The organism is Luteimonas sp. A649, from assembly GCF_054072735.1.
Genome location: NZ_JBSVRQ010000001.1, coordinates 1,362,865 through 1,385,595, shown reverse-complemented (window position 1 = coordinate 1,385,595; position 22,731 = coordinate 1,362,865). Strand labels below are relative to the sequence as shown.

The window sequence follows — 22,731 nt, the reverse complement described above, 5'->3', positions numbered from 1 at the left end:
GCGCGGGGCGGTAAACTTGGCGGATGGACACCGCCATCGATTACGCCCGCTACGACCGCATCCGCCCGATCCGCTGGACCGGCGACGCGCTTGAACTCCTCGACCAGCGCAAGCTGCCGTTCGCGACCGGGTACGTGACCTGCACCGACAGCGACGCCGTCGCCGAAGCGATCCACGGACTGGCAGTGCGCGGGGCGCCCGCGATCGGCATTGCCGCCGCGTGGGGGGCGGTGCTGGCAGGGCGTGCGATCGAGGCGCGCGACGCCGCCGACGCCGCGGAACGCCTGGAGCCCGCGTTCCAGCGTCTCAACGCCGCGCGTCCGACGGCCGTCAACCTGGCCTGGGCGCTGGGGCGCATGCGTGCCGCGCTCGTGCGCGCGCAGGCCGGTGATGGCGATGTGGACTGGCGTGGCGCGCTCGAGGCCGAGGCACGTGCGATCGAGACCGAGGACCTGGCCGCCAACCGCACCATGGGCGTGCTGGGCGCCTCGCTGATCGCGCCCGGCAGCGGCGTGCTCACCCATTGCAACACCGGCTCGCTGGCCACCGCGGGCTTCGGCACCGCACTGGGCGTGATCCGCGCCGGCGTGGCGCAGGGGCGCGTCGGCCGTGTGTTCGCCGGCGAGACCCGGCCCTGGAACCAGGGCGCGCGGCTGACGGTGTGGGAGCTGCAGCAGGACGGCATCGACGCCACCCTGATCGCCGATGCCGCCGCCTCGCACCTGATGAAAGGGGGCGATGTGCAGTGGGTGGTGGTGGGCGCCGACCGCATCTGTGCCAATGGCGACGTCGCCAACAAGATCGGCACCTACCAGCTGGCCATCGCCGCGCGCCACCACGGCGTGCGCTTCATGGTGGTGGCGCCATCGTCGACGGTCGACATGGCGACGGCATCGGGCGACCTGATCGAGATCGAGGAACGTGATCCGGGCGAACTGCTGGGCGCCGCGGGCAGTCGCACCGTCGCCGAAGGCGTGCAGGCCTGGAACCCGGTGTTCGACGTGACCCCTGCCGGACTGATCGATGCGATCGTCACCGAGAAGGGGATCGTGGAACGTCCAGGCGAAGATGCGATGCGGGCGCTGTTCGCCACCGTCTGAGCGCACGCAAGCCATTGATTTCAGGTCGGATTGGTCGCCTGAAGACTCGCGTTTTGTGATAGAATCCTAGGGTTCCGCCGAGGTGTGTGCGTGGCCTGCCCATGCGCGCCCTCCGGCGGCTTCCCGAATCACTGCAAAGGGTCGCAATGGCCGAGCTCGCCAAGGAAATCATCCCGGTCAATCTCGAGGACGAGATGCGCCGCAGTTACCTCGATTACGCCATGAGCGTGATCGTGGGCCGCGCGCTCCCCGACGTCCGCGACGGACTCAAGCCGGTGCACCGGCGCGTGCTGTTCGCCATGACCGAGCTCGGCGCGCACAGCAACAAGCCCTACTACAAGTCGGCGCGTATCGTCGGTGACGTGATCGGCAAGTACCACCCGCACGGCGACCAGTCGGTATACGACACCCTGGTGCGCATGGCGCAGCCGTTCTCGCTGCGCTACATGCTGGTCGACGGGCAGGGCAACTTCGGCTCCATCGACGGCGACTCCGCCGCGGCCATGCGTTACACCGAGGCGCGCATGTCGCGCCTCGCGCACGAGCTGATGGCCGACATCGACAAGGACACGGTCGATTTCCAGCCCAACTACGACGAGAAGGAGCTGGAGCCGACGGTCATGCCGACCCGGTTCCCGAACCTGCTGGTCAACGGCTCGGCCGGCATCGCGGTCGGCATGGCGACCAACATCCCGCCGCACAACCTGGGCGAAGTGGTCGACGCGCTGATCGCGCTGATCGACAACCCCGACATCGACATCGACGGCCTGATGGAATACATCCCGGGCCCTGACTTCCCCACCGGCGGCATCATCAACGGCGTCGGCGGCATCCACCTCGGCTACCGCACCGGCCGTGGCCGCGTGCGCATGCGCGCCAAGGCCGACATCGAGATCGCCGACAACGGCCGTGAGTCGATCATCGTCACCGAAATTCCCTACCAGGTGAACAAGGCGCGGATGATCGAGAAGATCGCCGAGCTGGTGAAGGAGAAGAAGCTCGAGGGCATCAGCGAGCTGCGAGACGAGTCCGACAAGGACGGCATGCGCATCTACATCGAGATCAAGCGGGGTGATTCCGCCGATGTGGTGCTGAACAACCTGTACCAGCAGACCCAGATGGAGTCGGTCTTCGGCATCAACATGGTGGCGCTGGTCGACGGCCGCCCGAGGCTGCTGAACCTCAAGGATTTCCTCGAGGCCTTCGTGCGCCACCGCCGCGAAGTGGTCACCCGCCGGACCATCTTCGAGCTGCGCAAGGCGCGTGCCCGCGCGCACATCCTGGAAGGCCTGACGGTCGCGCTCGCCAACATCGACGAGATGATCGAGCTGATCAAGACCTCGGACAACCCGCAGGTCGCCAAGGAGCGCATGCTCGCGCGCCTGTGGCAGCCGGGCCTGGTTGGCGCGCTGCTGGGTGCCGCCGGCGCCGAGGCATCGCGTCCGGAAGACCTGCCCGAAGGCGTCGGCCTGCTGGTCCATGCCGATGGCGGCACGGGCTACCAGCTCACCGACATCCAGGCGCAGCAGATCCTCGAGATGCGCCTGCACCGCCTGACCGGGCTGGAGCAGGAGAAGCTGACCGAGGAGTACAAGCTGCTGCTCGACGTCATCCGCGGCCTGATCGAGATCCTCGAGGATCCGGACGTGCTGCTGGAGGTGATCCGCACCGAGCTGCGCAACGTCAAGGAAGAGTTCGGCGATGCGCGCCGCAGCGAGATCCGCGCCAGCGAGGAAGACCTCGACATCCTCGACCTGATCGAGCCCGAGGACGTGGTGGTCACCGTGTCGCAGGCCGGCTATGCCAAGCGCCAGCCGGTCAGCGCCTACCGCGCGCAGAAGCGCGGCGGCCGTGGCCGCAACGCCGCCGCCACCCGCGACGAGGACTTCATCGCCCAGCTGTGGCTGGTCAATACACATGACACGCTGCTGGCCTTCACCAGCCGCGGGCGCGTGTTCTGGCTGCCGGTGCACCAGCTGCCGGAGGCCGGCGCGAACGCGCGCGGGCGCCCGCTGGTCAACTGGATGCCGCTGGAAGAGGGCGAGAAGGTGCAGGCCGTGCAGCCGGTGCGCGAGTACCGCGAGGATCAGTATGTGTTCTTCGCCACGCGCCGCGGCACCGTCAAGAAGACCCCGCTCACCGAGTTCGCCTACCGCCTGGCGCGCGGCAAGATCGCGATCAACCTCGAGGACGGCGACGCGCTCGTCGGCGCCGAGCTGACGGACGGTTCGCGCGACATCATGCTGTTCGCCAGCAACGGCAAGGCCGTGCGCTTCGACGAAAGCGCCGTGCGCGCCATGGGTCGCACCGCGACCGGCGTCCGGGGCATCCGCCTGGCCGACGGCGAGTCGGTGGTGGGCCTCATCGTGGCCGAGTCCGCGCAAAGCCTGGACGAGTCCGAGGACGATGATGTCGTTGTCGACGGCACCGCCGAGGTCGTCCAGGACGAGCGCGAGGGCGAGCCGGACGCCTACGTCCTGACCGCCACCGCCAACGGCTACGGCAAGCGCACGCGCTTGGCGGAATACCCGCGCAAGGGTCGCGGCACCCAGGGCGTGATCGGCATCCAGACCACCGAGCGCAACGGCCCGCTGGTGGCCGCGGTGCTGCTCAGCCGCGAGGACGAGGTGCTGCTGATCTCCGATGGCGGCACCTTGGTGCGTACGCGCGCCGCCGAGGTCTCCGTGGTCAGCCGCAATACCCAGGGCGTGACCCTGATCCGCCTCGGCGAGGGTGAGCGCCTGCAGGCCATCGAGCGCGTGGACGGCTCGATCGGCAGCGACGATGACGAGGGCGACAGCGATGCCGAGGCCGGTACCGCTGCCGTCGATGCCGGTGCAGGTGGCAGCGGCGAAGCTGCAGCCGACTGAGTCGGCACAAGCGGCAGCACCGCGATCCCCCGACCCCTTCCCTTCGTGGGAGCGGCTAAAGCCGCGATGGCCTGACCTGGCAATCGCAGCTATAGCTGCTCCTACAAAGGCGGGCGCCGCCCTTCCCGACGCCCGGCCCTGCTTATACTGCCGGCGACTCGGGAGGGAAGGCATGCACGCAATGAATGGAATCGGGCGTCCGCTCGGCCTGCGGCTCTGCGCCGCGGCAATGATGGTGCTGGCGCTGCTGGCAGTGGGCTGCAAGCGCAACGAAGGCGGGCAGATGCCCGCGCCCAGCGGCGAAGCAATCGTCGCCGAGCGGACTGAAATCGAGGGATTCGGACTGGTGCGGGCGTGGCCCGACCAGGAGCAGGGCTCGCTCGCGCTGGCAGTCGAATTCTCGCAGCCGCTGGTCGGCACCCAGGACTTCGACGCGCTCCTGACCTTTGCCGAGCCGGTGGCCGCCGACAGCGGCTGGAGCCTGGACGACGACGGCCGCGTGCTGCGCTTCCCCTTCGCGCAGGCCGACCGCGAGTACACGCTGCGCATCTCCGCCGCGCTCACCGCTGCCGACGGCAGCACCCTGGGCCGCGACATCGAGCAGAAGGTCTACACCGGCGAGCTCGAGCCCGCCGCCGGCTTCGCCTCGCAGGGCAGCGTGCTGCCGGCACGCGAGTCGCGCGGGCTGCCGGTGGTGTCGGTGAACGTCGAAGAGGTCGACGTCGAGTTCCTGCGCGTGCGCGACTCCGAGCTGTCCCGCTTCTTCTCCCAGTACCAGCGCGGCGGGCGCCGAAGCAACTGGGACCTGGACAACCGCTACCGCGGCAGGCCCACGCTTGCGCGCATGGCCGAGCCGGTCTACGTCAACCGCTTCGTGCTCGGTGGCCAGCGCAACGAGCGTGCGGTGACCTACCTGCCGCTGCAGGACATCGCCGAGCTGCAGCAGCCGGGGCTGTACTTCGCCACCATGAAGCGCGCCGGCAGCTTCGATGGCATGTACGACACCGCCTTCTTCACCGTCAGCGACATCGGCCTGCACGTGCGCGCCTATGCCGACCAACTGTTCGTGCATACCGCATCGCTGCAGGGCGGCGGGGCGCTTGGTGGTGTCGAGCTGCGCGTCCTGGGCGACGACGGCGGCACCGTGTTCAAGGCGGAGACCGACGGCAACGGCAACGCCGTGCTCGACCACAGGCTCGACGCCGCGCAGGTGCTGGTGGCCACGCGCGGCAGCGACGTGTCGATGCTGCCGTTCAACCAGCCTGCGCTGGACCTGTCGGAATTTGCGGTCGCCGGTCGCAGGCAGGCCTGGTTCGAGGTCTTCGCCTGGTCCGGGCGCGACCTCTATCGCCCGGGCGAAACGGTGCGCGTCTCGGCGCTGCTGCGCGACGCCGACGGCAAGCCGGTGCCGGCTGCGGCCGACGGCAAGGCGCAGCCGCTGTTCGCACGGCTGAAGCAGCCCGACGGCAAGACCTTCGTGGAATCGCGGCTCGAGTCCGACGCCCAAGGCTACTACCGCTTCGAGAAGGAGATTCCGGTCGAGGCGCCTACCGGGCGCTGGCAGGTCGAGTTCCGCACCGATCCCGCCAGCAAGGAGGCGGTGCAGGGCATGGCGCTGCGGATCGAGGAGTTCCTGCCCGAGCGCATGAAGCTCGAACTCGACAGCGCCCAGGCCCGCCTGGCCAAGGGCGATCCGCTGCGCGTGGAGGTCACGGGTGCCTATCTGTACGGCGCACCGGCGGCGGGCAACCGCTTCACGGCGCGGCTCGCGGTCACCGTCGAGCAGCACCCCGTGGTGTCGCTACCCGGCTGGTTCTTCGGTGATCCCACGGTGTCGCTGCCGCGCGAGGCCAGCGACGTGGTCGATGCGACGCTCGACGACGCCGGCACGCTGATGCAGGCACTGCCGCTGCCCGCCGAGGTGCGCGGAGACACGCCGGTATCCGTGGTGCTCGCGGGCAGCCTGTACGAAACCGGCGGTCGCACCGTCAACCGCAGCCTCCAGCGCGTGCTCTGGCCCGCGGAGGCGCTGGTCGGCGTGCGTCCGCTGTTCGACGACAAGGACGGCAGCGACGCCAACGCCAATGCCGGCTTCGAGATCCTCCGCGTGGATGCGGAAGGTACGCCGGCGCCGCTGGCCGGCCTCGAGCTCAAGCTGGTGCGCGAGCGCCGCGACTACCACTGGAACTTCGACGAGGACAGCGGCTGGAACTACAACCACACCAGCCGCTTCGAAGTGGTGGAGACCCGGACCGTGGATGCCGGATCCACCGCACTGCGCGTGGACTTCCCGGTGGAGTGGGGCGGGTACCGGGTCGAGGTCCGCGATCCGCAGACCGGGCTCGTCACCCGCTATCCCTTCAACGCCGGCTGGAGCTGGAACGACGACAACCGCGGCCTCGATGCGCGGCCCGACAAGGTCAAGCTGGCCCTCGACCGCACCGGCTACCGTGCCGGCGACACCCTGGAAGTCACGGTCACGCCGCCGCACCCCGGCAAGGGCCTGTTGCTGGTGGAGAGCGACAAGCTGCTCTACGTGCAGGCGATCGACGCCAGGGCCGGCAGCAGCTTCCGCATCCCGGTGACCGAGGACTGGGAGCGGCACGATGTCTACGTCACCGCACTGGTGTTCCGCGGCGGCAGTGCCGCCAGCAAGGTGACGCCGGCGCGCGCGGTGGGCGTGGCCCACGTGCCGATGGCGCGCGACGACCGGCGCGTGGCGGTCGGGCTGTCGGTGCCGAAGCAGTCCAAGCCCGCCGAGACCCTGCGCGTGACCCTGGCGGTGCCGGAGCTGGCGGGCACGACCGCACGCGCGACGGTGTCCGCGGTGGACGTGGGCATCCTCAACATCACCCGCTACCCGGTACCCGATGCCAACCGCCACTTCTTTGCCCAGCGCAGGCTGGGCGTGGACGCGTACGACATCTACGGGCGCGTGATCGAAAGCCTGGACGGCGGCACTGCGCGACTGCGCTTTGGCGGCGACGCCGGCATCGAAGCGCTGCCGCAGGCGCGGCGGCCGACCGCCCGCGTGCAAACGGTGGATCTGTTCTCGGGTCCGGTGACGCTCGACGGCCAGGGCAATGCCACCGTCGAGTTCCCGTTGCCCGATTTCAACGGCACCCTGCGCGTGTCCGCCCTGGTCTTCAGCGACGCCCGCTACGGCAACCGCGACACCGAAGTGCTGGTGCGCGCGCCGCTGGTGGCCGAGGCCAGCATGCCGCGGGTCATGGCGCCCGGCGACCGCGCCACGGTGACGCTCGACCTGAGCAACTTCACCGGCAAGGCCGGCGACTTCCGCGTGCGCGTGGAAGGCATCGGGCCGCTGCAGGTGGAGGAGGGCACGCGCGAGGTGAAGCTCGCAGCCGACGGACGTTCGACCCTGTCCTTCCCGCTGCGTGCGCTCGACGGGCACGAGGTCGCCAAGGTCCGCTTGCGCGTGGACGGCCCCGGGGTCGCGGTCGATCGCAGCCACGACCTGCCGGTGCGCGCGCCGTGGCCACAGGTGCTGCGCTCGCGCAGCCTGGTGCTGGATCCGCTGGCCCCGGTGGTGCTCGAAGCCGCGCTGGCCGAGGGCATGCTGCCGTCTTCGGTGAACGCGCGCCTGGGCCTGAGCGCCACGCCGCCGATCGCCTTTGCCGCCGCCCTCGAGGGGGTCTTGCGCTATCCCTATGGCTGCGCGGAACAGACCGCGAGCAAGGGCTATGCGGCGCTGATGCTGGACGCGCCCACCGCCGAGGCCTACGGCATGTCGCCGCTCCCCGCTGACGACCGCCTGCGACGCATGGAAAGTGCGCTGGGGCGGCTGGCCGCGCTGCAGGCCGGCTCCGGCCACTTCGCCATGTGGGGCGGCAGCGGCCGCACCGAGCCGATGCTGACCCCGTATATCGCGGAGTTCCTGCTCGATGCGCGCGACGGTGGCTTCGACGTGCCCGACGCGATGTTGCAGAAGGCGCTGTCGCGCATGTCCGAAGACCTGCTGTCCGACGGCGAGCAGTTCTACGGCCGCGACAACCGCAGCCACCTGCGCCTGGCGTACAAGGCGCACGCGGGCTACGTGCTGGCGCGCCTCGATCGCGCGCCGCTGGGCACGCTGCGCGCGCTGTACGACGGCGAGCGCAAGTCCGCGCGCAGCGCCATGCCGCTGGCCCACCTGGGCCTGGCGCTGGCGCTGCAGGGCGACGTGACCCGCGGCAACAAAGCGCTGGACGAAGCCTTCGCGTGGAGCGGCGACCGCCCCGGCTGGCTGGGCGACTTCGGCACGCCGCTGCGCGACGCCGCGCTGATGCAGGCCCTGGTGCAGGAGCACGACCTGGCCACGCCTCAGCGCAGCAGCGGCCTGCGCACGCTCGGCCTCGAGCTCGACGCCCGCCGCAAGGCACGCTGGTTCTACCTGAGCACCCAGGAGCAGTCCGCGCTCGCGCGCCTGGGCCACGCGCTTGCGGGCACGCCCGGCCGCAGCTTCAGCGGCACCCTGGTCGAAGGTGGCGTGGAAGAGGCGCTGGAGCCGATGCGTCGCTTCTCGCGCAGCTACGGCTACGAGGCCCTTGCGGCCGGCGTCCGCCTTGCACCGACGGGCGAGCCGCCGCTGTACGCGAGCATGGACGTCGCCGGCATCCCGCGCACCGCGCCCACGCCCGATGACAGCGTGCTGAAGGTGGAGCGCAGCTGGTACACCACCGACGGCAAGCCCTGGGCACCGCGTGCGCTGCGCGAGGGCGAGGCTCTGGTGGTGCGGGTCACGGTGACCGCCGACCGCGCCATGCCCGACGCGCTGCTGACCGACCTGCTGCCGGCGGGACTCGAGGTCGAGAACATGAATCTCGGCGACGCCTCGGCCTGGGCCGACGTGGTCGTGGGGGGTATCCATCTCAACGAACGCGGCCACGCTGCCGACCTGCTGCACGAGGAGTTCCGCGACGACCGCTACGTCGCCGCCCTGCGCCTGGATGCGGGCCGTGCCGCCGACGTGTTCTACCTCGTGCGCGCGGTCACGCCCGGCGAATACACCGTGCCGCCGCCGCTGGTGGAAGACATGTACCGCCCGGAGCTGCGCGGCGTCGGCCGCGCGCAGCCGGCGCGCATGACGGTGGTGCAGCCGTGAGCTGGGGCGGTGCGGCGTGGGGTCGGGCGTAGACCGTCCGAAGTGGCGCGCACGCCTGCTGCCAACGCTGCGCTGGGGCGCGGTCGCGCTGCTGCTGTCGCTGCTCGTGCTCGACCTCGCGTTCCCGCCGCCGCTGCCCGAAGCCCGTGACCACGCCACCCTGGTCACCGCGCGCGACGGCACGCCGCTGCGCGCCTTCGCCGACGCCGAGGGGGTGTGGCGCTATCCCGCGTCCGAAAGCACCGTCTCGCCGCTCTACGTCGAAGCACTGCTGGCCTATGAAGACCGCTGGTTCCGCCGCCATCCGGGCGTGAACCCGGTGGCGCTGCTGCGTGCCGCGTGGCAGGCCGCGGCCAGCAGGCGCATCGTGTCCGGCGGCTCCACGCTGACCATGCAGGTGGCGCGCATCCTCGAACCCCACGCGCGCACGCCGGCGGGCAAGCTGCGGCAGATGCTGCGCGCGCTGCAGCTCGAGGCGCACCTGTCCAAGGACGAGATCCTCACCCTGTACCTGGAGCGCGCGCCCTTCGGCGGCACCATCGAAGGCGTGGAGGGGGCGAGCTGGGCCTATCTCGGCAAGCCGGCGGCACGACTGTCACACGCCGAGGCCGCGCTGCTGGCGGTGCTGCCGCAGGCGCCGACGCGACTGCGGCCCGACCGCGCGCCCGAGGCCGCGCGGCGCGCGCGCGACAAGGTGCTGCAGCGCATGGTCGACCGTGGCCACTGGAGCCGCGCCGAGGTGGATGACGCACGGGTCGAAGCGGTCGTCTCGCGCACGCTGAAGCCGCCGCTGTCGGCGGCGCTGCTGGCACAGCGCCTGCGCTCGCAGCGACCGCGCGCCGAGCGCATCGAATCCACCATCGACGCCGCGTTGCAGCGCACGCTCGAAGAGCGCCTCGGCGCCTATGTCGGCCGCCTGCCCGAGCGGACCTCGGCGGCGTTGCTGGTGATCGACAACGAGACCATGCAGGCGCGAGCCTATCTCGGCACCGCGGCCTTCGGCGACGCCGCGCGCCTGGGCCACGTCGACATGGTGCAGGCCTGGCGTTCGCCGGGTTCGACCCTGAAGCCCTTCGTCTATGGCATGGCGCTGGATGACGGCCTGGTGCATTCGCAGAGCCTGCTGCTCGATGCGCCGCAGTCCTTCGGCGGCTACCGCCCGGGCAATTTCGACGCCGCCTTCAATGGCCCGGTGGCGGTGGCCGATGCGCTGCGCCTGTCGCTCAACGTGCCGGCCGTGGACCTGCTCGACCGCGTCGGGCCGGCGCGCTTCGCGGCGCGCCTGGACCACGCGGGGATCGGCCTGCGCTTTCCCCGTGGTGCCAAGCCGAACCTCACGCTGATCCTGGGCGGCACCGGTGCGCGCCTGGAAGACCTGGTCGGCGCGCATGCGGCGCTGGTGCGTGGGGGCATCGCAGGGCGCGTCCGCTACGCCGCCGACGATCCGCTGGTGGAGCGCCGCCTGCTGTCGCCGGGCGCGGCCTGGATCGTGCAGGAGATCCTGGCCGCGAATCCGCGGCCCGGCGAGCGCGTCGACACCTTCGACACCGGGCGTCGCCCGCGGGTGGCGTGGAAGACCGGCACCAGCTACGGCTTCCGCGATGCCTGGGCGCTGGGTGCCACCCGGCGCTACACCGTCGGCGTCTGGGTGGGACGTCCCGACGGCACGCCGCTGCCGGGCCAGTACGGCGCGGTCACCGCGCTGCCGCTGCTGTTCGAAGTCGTGGACAGCCTGCCGCAGCGCCCGGGCGACGGCGCGCGCCTGCCGCGTCCGGCCAGCGTGGGCGAAGCCGAGGTGTGCTGGCCCTTGGGAACGGCCGCCAGCGCGCAGCCCGGGGACGCCTGCCAGCGGCGGATGCAGGCATGGGTGCTGGACGGCGCGGCGCCGCCGACGCTGCCCGAGCGCGACATCCGCAGCTGGGCGACGCGGCTGGAACGGATCGAGGTGGATGCCGCCACCGGGCAGCGGCTCACGGCCGACTGTTCGCGACCGCACGAGCGGCGGCTGCGCAGCATCGCGCGCTGGCCTGCGCTGGCATCGCCCTGGCTGGGCGCGACCGAACGCAGCGCGTCGCGCCTGCCGCCATTGGCGCCGGACTGTGCCGACGACGGACGCGGAACCACGGTCGCCATGCACATCGAAGGCGTCAACGAGGGCGCGCTGCTGCTGCGCGCGCCGGGATCATCGCGGCCGCCGCGGCTGGCGCTGCGCGCGGTCGGGGTCGATGGCGAGGTGCAGTGGCTGCTCAACGGGCGCCTGGTCGGCAGGACCCGCGGCGGCCAGGTGCTGTGGCGCGAGTTCGGCGAACCCGGCCGCCAGCAGCTGACCGCTCTGGCCGAGGGCGGCGCCTGGGCCAGCCTGGCCTTCGAGGTCGGGCGCTGAACCTCAGATGGCGCCGAGCACGTGCTCGGCGGAAGACACCTTGAACTCGCCCGGCGCCTCGACGAACAGCTGCTTCACCACGCCGTCCTCGGCGTAGAGCGCGAAACGCTTGCTGCGCATCCCCATGCCGAAGGCGGTGCCGTCCATCTCCAGGCCGAGCGCGCGGGCGAAGTCGCCGTTGCCGTCGGACAGCATGCGCAGCCCCGCGGGAACGTGCTGGCTTTCGCCCCAGGCCTGCATCACGAACGGATCGTTGACTGCCATGCAGGCGACCTCGATGCCACGCTCCCTGAATTCGCCGAAGCGTTCGACGAAGCCGGGTAGGTGGCGCTCGGAGCAGGTCGGCGTGAAGGCGCCGGGCACCGCGAACAGCACCACGTTCTTGTGCGCGAACAGGGTCGGGGTATCGATGGTCTGCACGCCGTCGTCGATGTGCTTGAGCGTGACTTCCGGGATGGCATCGCCGATCTGGATGGGCATTGGGGGCTCCGTGTGGGCAGGGCGGGACCGGGATGGGCCGCAGCGTACCCATGGTGCCATGCGCCGTGGAAAATGCGGCCTTGCCTTGCCCGGCACCGCCCCGATATTGCTAACCTGCCGCCGCCGCGCACGACCTGCGGCGGCGCGAGTGGAGATCGCATGCAGTTCAAGGATTACTACGCCATCCTGGGTATCGAACCCAGCGCCGGCGACGCCGAGATCAAGACCGCCTACCGGCGGCTTGCGCGCAAGTACCATCCCGACGTCAGCAAGGAGGCCGGCGCCGAGGACAAGTTCAAGTCCGTCAACGAGGCCTACGAGGCGCTGCGCGATGCGGAGCGCCGCAAGGCCTACGACCAGCTGCGCAGCCGTGGCTACCGGCCGGGTGACGACATCCATCCGCCGCCGGGTGGCTTCGGCGGCAACGGCGGCGGGCCGGGCTTCGACTACGAAGAGGTCTTCGGCGGCGGCGGCGGTGGCAACGGCGGCTTCAGCGACTTTTTCGAAAGCCTGTTCCGGCGCCAGGCGCAGCAGCGTGGCGGACCGGGCTTCGGCGCGCCGCCGCGCGGCGATACGCGCGCGCGGCTGGTGGTGCCGCTGGAAACCGTGCACCAGGGCGGGGCGATGCGCATCGCGGTCAAGGGCCGCACGCTCGAGGTCAAGGTGCCGCGCGGGATCCGCCCGGGCCAGGTGATCCGGCTGGCGGGGCAGGGCGAGCACGGCGGGAACCTGCTGCTCGAGGTCGAGTACGGCACGCATCCGCGCTTCGAGGTCGACGGCCGCAACATCCTGTACGCGCTGCCGATCGCGCCCTGGGAGGCTGCGCTGGGCGCGAGCGTGAGCGTGCCGACGCTGGGCGGTACGGTGGAAATCAAGGTGCCGGCCGGCTCCGAGGCCGGACGCCGCCTGCGCCTGCGCGGACGCGGATTGCCCGGTAGCGGTGGCCAGGGCGACGGCGACCAGATCGTGGAGCTCGAGGTCCAGGCCCCGGCGCCACGGGACGATGCGCAGAAAGCCGCCTACGAGGCGCTGCGCGATGCCTTCTCCGGGGAGTGGCGGCGCGAGTAGCGCCGCGCCGGCTCAGGCCGCCGTGGGCGGCGTGGGCTCGGTGGCGACCGCCTTGGTGATGGTCTCCGACAGCTCGGTCTCGCTGAACGGCTTGGTGAGGTAGGCGCGCGCGCCCTGGCGCATGCCCCAGACCCGGTCGGTTTCCTGGTCCTTGGTGGTCACCAGGATCACCGGGATGTGCCGGGTGGCCGGATCGCGCGTGATCGCACGCGTGGCCTGGAAGCCGTTGAGGTTCGGCATCACCACGTCCATCAGGATCAGGTCGGGCAGCTCGCGCTTGGCCGCCTCGACGCCGGCAGCGCCGTCCTCCGCGGTCAGCGCCTCGTGGCCGAGGCCTTCGACGATGCGACGGATGCCCATCAGCTGCGACGGTGAGTCGTCGACGATCAGGATGCGCGCCATGGTGTCCCCCGTTGGATTCTGGCCGATTGTAGCCGTCGCGGGCAGCGCTGCAAGCGCGGCCCGGGTTTCAGAGCTTGACCAGGGTGCGGCCCAGCGACCCGCCCGCCAGCATGCCGTCGAATACCGCGGGCAGTTCATCGAGGCCCACTTCACGGGTGCAGATGCGGTCCAGGTGGCGGGGCTTCCACTCGCCGGCCAGGCGGCGCCAGACCTCGTCGCGGATGTCGCGCGCGGTGCCGGCCGAGGCCACGCCCAGCAGCGACACGCCGCGGATGATGAAAGGCATCACCGTGGCCGGCAGGTCATGGGTGGCTGCCAGCCCGGCGCTGGCGACGTTGCCGTAAGGCGTGGTCTGCGCCAGCAAGCTGGCCAGCATCGGGCCGCCGACGTTGTCGAGGCCACCGCCGAAGCGAGCCGATTCCATCGGCCGCGTGGTCGTGAGCGCGTCGCGGCCGATGACCTCGGCTGCGCCGATCTCCCTGAGATATGCGGCCTGTTCCGGCTTGCCGCTGACCGCGTTGACCTCGTAGCCGGCACTCGAGAAGATGTCCACGGCCAGCGAACCGACGCCGCCCGTGGCGCCGGTGACGGCCAGCGGGCCAAGATCGGGATGCTGGCGGTTTTCGGTCATGCGCAACAGCGCCAGCGCGGCGGTGAAGCCAGCGGTGCCGAGCACCATCGACTCGCGCAACGAGAGGCCCGCGGGCAGCGGGATCGTCCACCTCGACTCCACGCGCGCGTACTCCGAATAACCGCCGTCACGGGTCTCGCTGAGGCCGCAGCCGGTGACCAGCACCGCGTCGCCCTCGCGGAAGGCAGGATCGGTGGACGCGACCACGTGGCCGGCGACGTCGATGCCGCCCACCAGCGGGAAGCGGCGCAGGATCCTGCCCTGGCCGGTGCCGGCCAGCGCATCCTTGAAGTTGACCGAGGAGAACGCGGTGCGCAGCACCACTTCGCCCGGTGCCAGCTGGTCGATGCCGACCTGCTCGATGCCGGAGCGGTAGCCCTGGTCGTCGTCGTGGATGCGGAAGGCGCGGAAGCTGTGGGGGATCGTCATGCCGTGCTCTCGAAAGCGCCGCGCAGGCTGCGGCCAGCGCCATTATCGGCGATGGCCGGCTCCCACAAAAAGGGGCAAAGGCGCGGCGCGGCTTGCCTCAGCGCAATTCGCGGCTGCGCTTCTCGTCGAGCCACTTCGAGGCCGACGCAGGCTGGTAGTCGCGCATCCAGTCGAGCATCGCGTCGATGTCCTGGCCTGTCCACAGGTCCTCGCGCTGGCCGGGGTGCAGGAAGCGCTCCTCGACCATGCGGTCCATCATCGCGACCAGCGGCTGGTAATACCCTTCGATGTCGAGGATGCCGCAGGGCTTGTCGCCGATGCCGAGCTGGCGCCAGGTCAGCATCTCGATGATCTCTTCAAGGGTGCCGAAGCCGCCGGGCAGGGCCACGAAGCCGTCGGCCAGGTCGAACATCCGCGACTTGCGCTCGTGCATCGAACCCACGACTTCGAGTTCGGTGAGGCCCAGGTGCGCCACTTCCATGTCGAGCAGCTGCTTGGGGATCACGCCCGTGACTTCGCCGCCTGCAGCCAGCACCGCGTCGGCGATCGTGCCCATGAGGCCGATGTTGCCGCCGCCGTAGACCAGGCGGATGCCGTCGCGCGCCATGCGCGTGCCCAGCGCGATCGCGCGCTCGGCGTAGGCGGGACGGATGCCGCTGTTGGAACCGCAGTAGACGCACAGGCTTTTCATGGACAGGTCATCGGTATGGGCCGGAAAGGACGGCGCCGGGCAGTGCCCGGCGCTGGGTGTTGCTGGATCGGTGCAGGGCGCCAGGGACGCCCTGCACGCGCGATCAGTTCGCCTTGTGGATCGCGCGCTTGTCGACCGCCATGGCGGCGTCGTGGATCGCTTCCGACAGGCTCGGATGCGCATGGCAGATGCGGGCGAGATCGTCGGCGGAGCCCTTGAACTCCATCGTCAGCACGCCTTCGTGCACGAGTTCGGACACGTTGGCGCCGACCAGGTGCATGCCGAGCACGCGATCGGTCTCGGCATGCGCCAGCACTTTCACGAAGCCCGCCGGTTCGACCATCGCCACGGCGCGACCGTTGGCGGCGAAGGGGAAGCTGCCCGACTTGTACGGGATGCCTTCTTCCTTCAGCTGCTGCTCGGTCTTGCCGACCCAGGCCAGCTCCGGCTCGGTGTAGATGACCCAGGGGATGGTGTCCATGTTGACGTGGCCGGGGAGGCCAGCGATCAGCTCGGCCACCGCGATGCCTTCCTCGAAGCCCTTGTGCGCCAGCATCGGGCCGCGCACGCAGTCACCGACCGCCCAGACGCCGTCGACACCGGTGTGGCAGTGCTCGTCGACCTCGATCTGGCCGCGTTCGCTGAGCTTCACGCCGCTGTCGTCGGCCAGCAGGCCCTTGCTCGCGGCCCTGCGGCCCACGGCCACCAGCAGCTTGTCCACGGTGATCGTCTGTTCGCCCTTCTTGTCTTCGAAGGTGACCTGGACTTCCTTCTTCTTGCCCTTGCCGGTGACTTCGGCCTTGGAAACCTTGGCGCCAAGCTTGATGTCCAGGCCCTGCTTCTTGAATTCGCGTGCGGCGAGCTTCGACACCTCGGCGTCGGCCGCGGCCAGGAAGTCGGGCAGGGCTTCGAGCACCGTGACCTCGGCGCCCAGGCGCTTCCACACGCTGCCCAGTTCCAGGCCGATCACGCCCGCGCCGATCACCGCCAGGCGCTTGGGCACCTCGGGGAAGTCCAGCGCGCCGACGTTGTCGACGATGGTGTCACCGTCGAACTTCGCGAACGGCAGTTCGATGGAGTCCGAGCCCGCGGCGATGATGACGTTGGTGCCGGTGAGCTCGACCTCGCTGCCGTCGTGCTGCTTGACCTTCACGAGTCGGTCGGCGTGCAGGGTCGCGAAGCCGTAGTACGGCGCGACCTTGTTGGCCTTGAACAACTGCGCGATGCCGCCGGTGAACTGCTTCACGATGGCGTCCTTGCGGCCGACCATCTTTTCGACGTCGATCTGCGGATCCTTGGCCGTGATGCCGTGCTGCCCGAACACGTGCTGCAGGTTGTGGAACTGGCGCGAGGAGTCCAGCAGCGCCTTCGACGGGATGCAGCCCACGCGCAGGCAGGTGCCGCCAAGCGCCGGCTTGCCGTCCTTGCCCAGGCCCGCGTCGATGCAGGCGACCTTCATGCCCAGCTGGGCGGCGCGGATCGCGGCGTGGTAGCCGGCAGGGCCGGCACCGATCACGACAACATCAAACTGTTCAGCCATTTCGGTTCCTTTTTCTTACATGCCCAGGAGCATGCGGTGCGGATTTTCCAGCTGGTCCTTGATGTCCACCAGGAACAGCACCGCGTCCTTGCCGTCGATGATGCGGTGGTCGTAGCTGAGCGCGATGTACATCATCGGCGCGGCGACCACGGCGCCGTTCTCGACGATCGGGCGCTCCTTGATGGTGTGCATGCCCAGGATCGCGGACTGCGGCGGATTGACGATCGGCGTCGACATCAGCGAGCCGAAGGTGCCGCCGTTGGTGATCGTGAAGGTGCCGCCCTGCAGGTCGTCCAGCGACAGCTTGCCGTCGCGCGCCTTCTTCGCGTAGTCGCCGATCTGCAGCTCGATGTCGGCGAAGCCCATGCGCTCGACGTTGCGCAGCACCGGCGTCACCAGGCCCTTCTCGGTCGACACCGCGATCGAGATGTCGGCATAGCCGTGGTAGATGATGTCGTCGCCGTCGACCGAGGCGTTGACCACCGGGTACTTCTGCAGCGCGTTGGCAGCCGCCTTGGCAAAGAAGCTCATGAAGCCGAGCTTGACGCCGTGCTGCTTCTGGAAGGACTCGCCCAGCTCCTTGCGCATGGCCATGACCTTGCCCAGGTTGACCTCGTTGAACGAGGTCAGCATCGCGGTCGACTCCTTCGACTGCATCAGGCGCTCGGCGATGCGCTTGCGGATGCGGGTCATCGGCACGCGCTCTTCCGGACGTGCGCCGCCGGAGACGCCGGCGGTCTTGCCCGAGGCGTAGTTGACCAGGTCTTCCTTGGTCACCGCGCCGCGGCGGCCGGTGCCTTCGACCTGCGCGGGGTCGATGCCGTCCTTCACCGCGGTGAAGCGCGCGCCCGGGGGAAGGCTGTCGGTGCCCGAGGCCGGGTCTGGACGCGTGGAGGCAGGTGCCTTGGCCTCGGCCTTGGCGGCGGCGGCCTTGGGCTGCACTTCCTGCGCGCCGGCGGCGGGCTCTTCCTTCGGCGCGTCGGCAGCCTTCGCCGGGGCGGCGCCTTCCTCGATCACCGCCAGCACCTGCTGGCTGGTGACGGTGTCACCCTCGGCGTACTTCAGTTCCTTGATCACGCCCTCGACGGTCGAGGGGACCTCGAGCACCACCTTGTCGGTCTCGAGGTCGACGATGTTCTCGTCGCGCGCGACGGCGTCGCCCACCTTCTTGTGCCAGGTGGCGATGGTGGCGTCGGAAACGGATTCGGGGAGTACCGGTACCTTGATCTCGGTGGCCATGGTCTTGATGCGTCCTGGTCGTGGCTGTCAGCGTGTGTGGGGTCAGTCGGCGGCGAAAACGCTGCCGACGGGCGAGGCGAGGGCATCGTCGACCAGCTGCTGCTGCTCGACGACATGGTCGGCGAAGTGGCCGACGGCGGGCGAGGGCGAGCGCTGGCGGCCGGCATAGTGCAGCTCCAGCTTGGCCGGCACGCAGGCCTGCAGGTGGTGGCGGATCTGGTACCACGCGCCCTGGTTCTGCGGCTCTTCCTGGCACCAGACGACCGAGGTCGCCTTGTCGTAGCGGCCGAGTTCCTCGACCAGCGCGGCGCGCGGGAAGGGATAGAGCTGCTCGACGCGCACCAGGGCGACATCGTCCCGGCCGCGCTTTTCCTTTTCCTCCAGCAGGTCGTAATAGACCTTGCCCGAGCACAGGACCACGCGCGTGACCTTCTTCGGATCCGCCGAGGCGTCGCCGATCAGGTGGCGGAACTCGCCGTTGGCGAGTTCTTCCAGGCTCGAGACCGCCAGCTTGTGGCGTAGCAGCGACTTCGGCGACATCACCACCAGCGGCTTGCGGGTGCTCATCCGCATCTGCCGGCGCAGCATGTGGAAGGCCTGGGCGGGCGTGGACGGCACGCAGACCAGCATGTTGTCGAGCGCGCACAGCTGCAGGAAGCGCTCCAGGCGGGCCGAGCTGTGCTCGGGGCCCTGGCCTTCGTAACCATGCGGCAGCAACAGGGTCAGTCCGCTGAGGCGGCCCCACTTGGCTTCGCCCGAGGCGATGAACTGGTCGATCACCACCTGCGCGCCGTTGGCGAAGTCGCCGAACTGGCCCTCCCAGATGCACAGCGTGCTCGGGTCGGTGGTGGAGAAACCGTACTCGTAGGCCATCACCGCCTCCTCGCTGAGCAGCGAGTCGATCACGGTGGCGCGCTCCGGACGGTCGACCAGCTGGCGCAGCGGCAGGTAATAGCCGTCGGTGGTCTGGTCGTGGAGGATCGCGTGGCGATGGGTGAAGGTGCCGCGGCCGACGTCCTGGCCCACCAGGCGCAGGCCGTAGCCTTCGTCGAGCAGGGTGGCGTAGGCGAGGTTCTCGGCGAAGCCCCAGTCGGCACCCGCATCACCGGCGGCCATCTTGCGGCGGTCGTCATAGACCTTGGCCACGCGCGAGTGCAGCTGGACCTCGTCGGGGATGGTGGTGATCGACTGGGCCAGCGCCTTGAGCTTCTTCGCCGGCACCGTGGTGTCGACCTTGTCGGTGAGGTTGCCCTCGAGCAAACCGGGCCAATCGACGAACAGGCGGCTCTCGCGAGGGGTCTTCTCGACCTTTGCAAGCTCCGTGGTGACCTCGCCGGAATCAAGCTTGTCGCGGAAGGCGTCGACGAGTGCCTGGCCGCCCTTGGCCGGCAGCACGCCGCGTTCCTCTAGGGTGGTCGCGTAGAGCTCGCGGGTGGTCTTGTGCTGGCGGATGACCTGGTACATCACCGGCTGGGTGATCGCCGGCTCGTCGGCCTCGTTGTGGCCGTGGCGGCGATAGCAGACCAGGTCGATCACCACGTCCTTGCGGAATTCCTGGCGGAAGTCGTAGGCCAGGCGCGCGGCGAAGGCCACGGCTTCGGGGTCGTCGGCGTTCACGTGCAGCACCGGCGCGCCGATCATCTTGGCGACGTCGGTGCAGTACAGCGTGGAGCGGGCATCGGCCACGTTGCTGGTGGTGAAGCCGACCTGGTTGTTGACCACGACGTGCACCGTGCCGCCGACCGCGAAGCCGCGGGCCTGCGACATCTGGAACAGTTCCATCACCACGCCCTGGCCGGCGAAGGCCGCGTCGCCGTGGATCAGGATCGGCATCACCTGGCGGCGGTCCTCGTCGTGGCGGCGCTCCTGGCGCGAACGCACGGAGCCGGCGACCACGGGGTCGACGATCTCGAGGTGGGACGGGTTGAAGGCCAGCGCCAGGTGCACCGGGCCGCCGTCGGTGACGACGTCGGCGGAGAAGCCCATGTGGTACTTCACGTCGCCGGCGTGGGCGCGCGGGTCGTACTCGAACTTGCCCTCGAACTCGTCGAACAGCTTGCGCGGGCTCTTGCCCAGCGTGTTGACCAGCACGTTGAGGCGGCCGCGGTGGGCCATGCCGATCACGATGTCCTTGACGCCGTCGTTGCCGGCGCTGCGGATCACGGTGTCGAGCAGCGGGATCAGGGAGTCGCCGCCTTCCAGCGAGAAGCGCTTCTGGCCGACGTACTTGGTATGCAGGTAGCGCTCCAGGCCCTCGGCCGCGGTGAGGCGCTCGAGGATGCGGCGCTGCTCGTCCGGGGTGTGGCTGTAGCGGCCACCGGCGGTTTCCATGCGCTCGTACATCCAGCGCCGCTGCGCGGCTTCGGGGATGTGCATGAACTCGGCGCCGATGGGGCCGGCATAGGTGGCCTGGAGCAGGCCCAGCAGCTCGCGCAGGCGCATGCGCGGCGCGCCGCCGAAGGTGCTGGTGCCGCCGCCGGGACCGGTGGCGAACTCGGCGTCGAGGTCGGCATCGGACAGCCCGTGGAAGGGCAGCTCGAGATCGGGCGCCTCCGGCAGCTCGGACATGCCGAGCGGATCGGTGGCCGCGCGAAGGTGGCCGCGCGAGCGGTAGGCGGTGATCAGCTTGAGCACCGAGCCCTGCTTGCGCTGGGCCTCGAGGTCACCGCCGCCGGCGGAGACCACCACGCCATTGCGGGCCTCGCGGCCGGCGCGGGCCACGGCATCCATGACCACGGAGTGGGGAACGTCCCCCGCTTCGCGACCCTTGAATCCGTCGAACCAGGCCTTCCACTTGTCGCCGACGCTGTCGGGGTCCACGAGATACTGCTCGTACAGGTCCTCGATGAAGGCGGCATTGGCGCCGAGCTGGGAGGACTGCGCAAACTGCTTCAGAAGACTGTCCACGTCGGTTGGGCGGGCTCTTTCAGGATTGGCGCGCGCCAGTCCCGCATTGATGAATGCGGCCGCGGCGCGGGGGCGGGGGGAAAGCGCAATTATAGCCGGACGCGCCCTTGCGACGCATCACGTACCGGTCATTGAGCGTTCCGCCTGCGGGGCGTAGGGACGCGGCTCAGAGGCCGAGGGCGCGCAGCTCGCTGCAGGGCCGGGAACGCTCCCAGACCGGGTCGAAGGCTTCCACCAGCTGGCGCGCGCGTCCGGCTCCCGACCGCATCGCCTCGCCGTCGAAACGATGGCCGAATTCGCGGTGGTAGCAGCCGCCGTTGTCGGTGGCGATGAAGGCATCGGCGCGGGCGCGGTCGACGGGATCGGCCAGCTCGCGGAACTGGAACACGCTGGGCAGGCGCTGGGCCAGCGCCAGCAGCGGGGCATGGGCACGCTGGATGGCGGTGGCGTCCAGGACCAGTAGCCGCACCTCGGCGTCGGTGGTCGAGGTGGCGAAGACGCGCAAGGCCTCCAGCACCCGCGGGTCGTCATACAGGCCCGGGTCGAGCACCCGGCTGAGGATGCGGATGCGGCGGCGGGCGCTGGTGACCAGGCTCACCGTGGCCTCGACCGCTTCTTCGCGATCGGTGATGGCGAGCGTGTCTCCCGCGGCGCCGCGGGTGTTCATGGCGTTTCGTCGTCCGGACTTTCCAGCCGGTAGTGGCCTTCGGCCAGCAGTCCGGCGACGCAGTCGCGCCCGGCCGCGGAGAGCGCGACCCAGGTGCCGGCATCCAGCCATGCGTTGGCGGCGAGGCGCTTCGCATCGGCCACCGGCAGCGGCCAGGCCTGGCCGGCGGCGTAGAGGCGGGCGCCCTTCGCGGCACGGCGCCAGGCGACGCGGGTCCACGGGTAGCGCTGCAGCAGCAGCCCACCGGCCAGTGCACGGGACAGTTCGTCGGTCGCCAGCGGCTGGCCGTCGCCGTGTCCAGGGCCGGCGGCCGCGCGATACACGGTGATGAAACGCCCGAACCAGTCGCCCAGCGCATCGGCATCGGCCATGCGCACGGCGTTGAGCGCTTCGACCACGCGCGCCATTGCGGCAGCGTCGATCTCGTGCGGGTCGCGGGCCGGATCGAGGTCCGCATCCTTGTAACGCAGGGCCTCGTCGGCTTCGGCGGCCAGGGTATCGACGTAGTCGCCCATGAGCTCCGCGACCGAGGGCGCGCGCATGCCCAGCGAGAAGGTCAGGCAGGGATCCTCGGCCACGCCGTGGTGGGGCACGTCGGGCGGCAGGTAGAGCATGTCGCCCGGTTCCAGCACCCAGTCGTGGGTGGGCGTGAACTCGCGCAGCAGCTTGATCTCGACGTCGTTACGGAAGTCCAGCGGCGGCTTGCCGCGGCCCATCGCGTCGGAGGCGTCGATCTGCCAGCGCCGGTGGCCCATGGCCTGGAGCAGGAAGACGTCGTACTGGTCGACGTGCGCGCCAACCGAACCGCCGGTCGCGGCGAAGCTGACCATCACGTCGTCCACCCGCCAGCGCGGCAGGAAGGCAAAGGCCGGCAGCAGGTCGGCGATGTCCGGGTCCCACTTGTCCATGTCCTGGACCAGGAGCGTCCAGTCGCGGTCGCCCAACTCCGCGAAGATCTCTTCGGGAAGGGGCCCGCTACCCACGGTCCAGGCATCGGTGGCGCGGTCGTGCTGGATCAGGCGGGCGAGCACGCCCTCCTCGCAGGCCAGGCCGGCGAGGTCGTCGGGTTCGATCGGCGAGACGTAGCCCGGGAAGGCGCCGCGGATGAGCAGCGGGCGCTTCTGCCAGTAGTCGCGCAGAAAGACGCGGGATGCCATTCCCAGCGGCTGGCCCGGTTTGGCCCGGACTTCGAAGGGAAGGGTGGTGGCGCGCTTGGCCAT

The 22,731-nt window shown here is 70.2% G+C and carries 14 protein-coding genes; 5 read left to right on the top strand and 9 right to left on the bottom strand.

Features of this window, described 5'->3' with window-relative positions:
• Positions 1–23 precede the first annotated feature (23 nt).
• The 4 genes from mtnA to pbpC all read left to right on the top strand — a co-directional run bounded on the left by mtnA (position 24) and on the right by pbpC (position 11,457).
• Positions 24–1,100, top strand: a complete 1,077-nt coding sequence (mtnA, locus tag ACW5E8_RS06430) for an S-methyl-5-thioribose-1-phosphate isomerase (RefSeq protein ID WP_456964643.1) — start codon at positions 24–26, stop codon at positions 1,098–1,100.
• 146 nt (positions 1,101–1,246) lie between these two features.
• Entirely contained in the window at positions 1,247–3,970 is a 2,724-nt protein-coding gene (gyrA, locus tag ACW5E8_RS06425) for a DNA gyrase subunit A (RefSeq protein ID WP_456964642.1), read from the top strand.
• Positions 3,971–4,142: 172 nt separating this feature from the next.
• Positions 4,143–9,074 (top strand): alpha-2-macroglobulin family protein, encoded by a 4,932-nt coding sequence (locus ACW5E8_RS06420; protein WP_456964641.1) that lies wholly within the window; start codon positions 4,143–4,145, stop codon positions 9,072–9,074.
• 16 nt (positions 9,075–9,090) lie between these two features.
• Entirely contained in the window at positions 9,091–11,457 is a 2,367-nt protein-coding gene (pbpC, locus tag ACW5E8_RS06415; protein WP_456964640.1) for a penicillin-binding protein 1C, read from the top strand.
• 3 nt (positions 11,458–11,460) lie between these two features.
• On the opposite strand, the gene ACW5E8_RS06410 is transcribed toward pbpC, so the two are convergent.
• A complete protein-coding gene (locus ACW5E8_RS06410) occupies positions 11,461–11,937 on the bottom strand; it encodes a redoxin family protein (RefSeq protein WP_456964639.1) in 477 nt (158 codons plus the stop codon).
• Positions 11,938–12,096: 159 nt separating this feature from the next.
• Here ACW5E8_RS06410 and ACW5E8_RS06405 point away from each other — a divergent pair, with 159 nt between their 5' ends.
• Positions 12,097–13,005, top strand: coding sequence for a DnaJ C-terminal domain-containing protein (locus ACW5E8_RS06405; protein ID WP_456964638.1), 909 nt, complete (start codon positions 12,097–12,099; stop codon positions 13,003–13,005).
• 12 nt (positions 13,006–13,017) lie between these two features.
• On the opposite strand, the gene pilH is transcribed toward ACW5E8_RS06405, so the two are convergent.
• From pilH to ACW5E8_RS06365, 8 genes are all read right to left on the bottom strand, one after another.
• Positions 13,018–13,407: a twitching motility response regulator PilH gene (pilH, locus tag ACW5E8_RS06400; RefSeq protein ID WP_456964637.1), complete on the bottom strand. Its 390-nt coding sequence runs from the start codon at positions 13,405–13,407 to the stop codon at positions 13,018–13,020.
• Between the two features lie 67 nt (positions 13,408–13,474).
• Positions 13,475–14,467: a YhdH/YhfP family quinone oxidoreductase gene (locus tag ACW5E8_RS06395; RefSeq protein ID WP_456964636.1), complete on the bottom strand. Its 993-nt coding sequence runs from the start codon at positions 14,465–14,467 to the stop codon at positions 13,475–13,477.
• 97 nt (positions 14,468–14,564) lie between these two features.
• Positions 14,565–15,158 (bottom strand): LOG family protein, encoded by a 594-nt coding sequence (locus ACW5E8_RS06390; protein WP_456964635.1) that lies wholly within the window; start codon positions 15,156–15,158, stop codon positions 14,565–14,567.
• Positions 15,159–15,261: 103 nt separating this feature from the next.
• Positions 15,262–16,698 carry a dihydrolipoyl dehydrogenase gene (gene lpdA / locus ACW5E8_RS06385; protein ID WP_456964634.1) on the bottom strand — a complete coding sequence of 479 codons (1,437 nt, stop codon included), beginning with the start codon at positions 16,696–16,698 and terminating at the stop codon, positions 15,262–15,264.
• A 15-nt stretch (positions 16,699–16,713) separates the two neighbouring features.
• On the bottom strand, positions 16,714–17,937 hold the full coding sequence (gene sucB / locus ACW5E8_RS06380; RefSeq protein ID WP_456964633.1) for a dihydrolipoyllysine-residue succinyltransferase: 1,224 nt from the start codon (positions 17,935–17,937) through the stop codon (positions 16,714–16,716).
• A 42-nt stretch (positions 17,938–17,979) separates the two neighbouring features.
• Entirely contained in the window at positions 17,980–20,844 is a 2,865-nt protein-coding gene (locus ACW5E8_RS06375) for a 2-oxoglutarate dehydrogenase E1 component (protein WP_456964632.1), read from the bottom strand.
• A gap of 166 nt (positions 20,845–21,010) precedes the next feature.
• Positions 21,011–21,511 (bottom strand): DUF7931 domain-containing protein, encoded by a 501-nt coding sequence (locus tag ACW5E8_RS06370; RefSeq protein WP_456964631.1) that lies wholly within the window; start codon positions 21,509–21,511, stop codon positions 21,011–21,013.
• A complete protein-coding gene (locus tag ACW5E8_RS06365) occupies positions 21,508–22,731 on the bottom strand; it encodes a JmjC domain-containing protein (protein ID WP_456964629.1) in 1,224 nt (407 codons plus the stop codon). The genes ACW5E8_RS06370 and ACW5E8_RS06365 overlap by 4 nt, the downstream gene beginning before the upstream one ends.

Bases quoted from the DNA above. Each gene is read 5' to 3' on its own strand.
- pilH (WP_456964637.1), bottom strand. From the start codon at position 13,407: ATGGCGCGCATCCTGATCGTCGACGACTCACCGTCGCAGCTGATGGGC.
- ACW5E8_RS06420 (WP_456964641.1), top strand. From the start codon at position 4,143: ATGCACGCAATGAATGGAATCGGGCGTCCGCTCGGCCTGCGGCTCTGC.
- gyrA (WP_456964642.1), top strand. From the start codon at position 1,247: ATGGCCGAGCTCGCCAAGGAAATCATCCCGGTCAATCTCGAGGACGAG.
- ACW5E8_RS06395 (WP_456964636.1), bottom strand. From the start codon at position 14,467: ATGACGATCCCCCACAGCTTCCGCGCCTTCCGCATCCACGACGACGAC.
- mtnA (WP_456964643.1), top strand. From the start codon at position 24: ATGGACACCGCCATCGATTACGCCCGCTACGACCGCATCCGCCCGATC.
- ACW5E8_RS06370 (WP_456964631.1), bottom strand. From the start codon at position 21,511: ATGAACACCCGCGGCGCCGCGGGAGACACGCTCGCCATCACCGATCGC.
- ACW5E8_RS06390 (WP_456964635.1), bottom strand. From the start codon at position 15,158: ATGAAAAGCCTGTGCGTCTACTGCGGTTCCAACAGCGGCATCCGTCCC.
- ACW5E8_RS06410 (WP_456964639.1), bottom strand. From the start codon at position 11,937: ATGCCCATCCAGATCGGCGATGCCATCCCGGAAGTCACGCTCAAGCAC.
- ACW5E8_RS06365 (WP_456964629.1), bottom strand. From the start codon at position 22,731: ATGGCCAAGCGCGCCACCACCCTTCCCTTCGAAGTCCGGGCCAAACCG.
- ACW5E8_RS06405 (WP_456964638.1), top strand. From the start codon at position 12,097: ATGCAGTTCAAGGATTACTACGCCATCCTGGGTATCGAACCCAGCGCC.
- sucB (WP_456964633.1), bottom strand. From the start codon at position 17,937: ATGGCCACCGAGATCAAGGTACCGGTACTCCCCGAATCCGTTTCCGAC.
- lpdA (WP_456964634.1), bottom strand. From the start codon at position 16,698: ATGGCTGAACAGTTTGATGTTGTCGTGATCGGTGCCGGCCCTGCCGGC.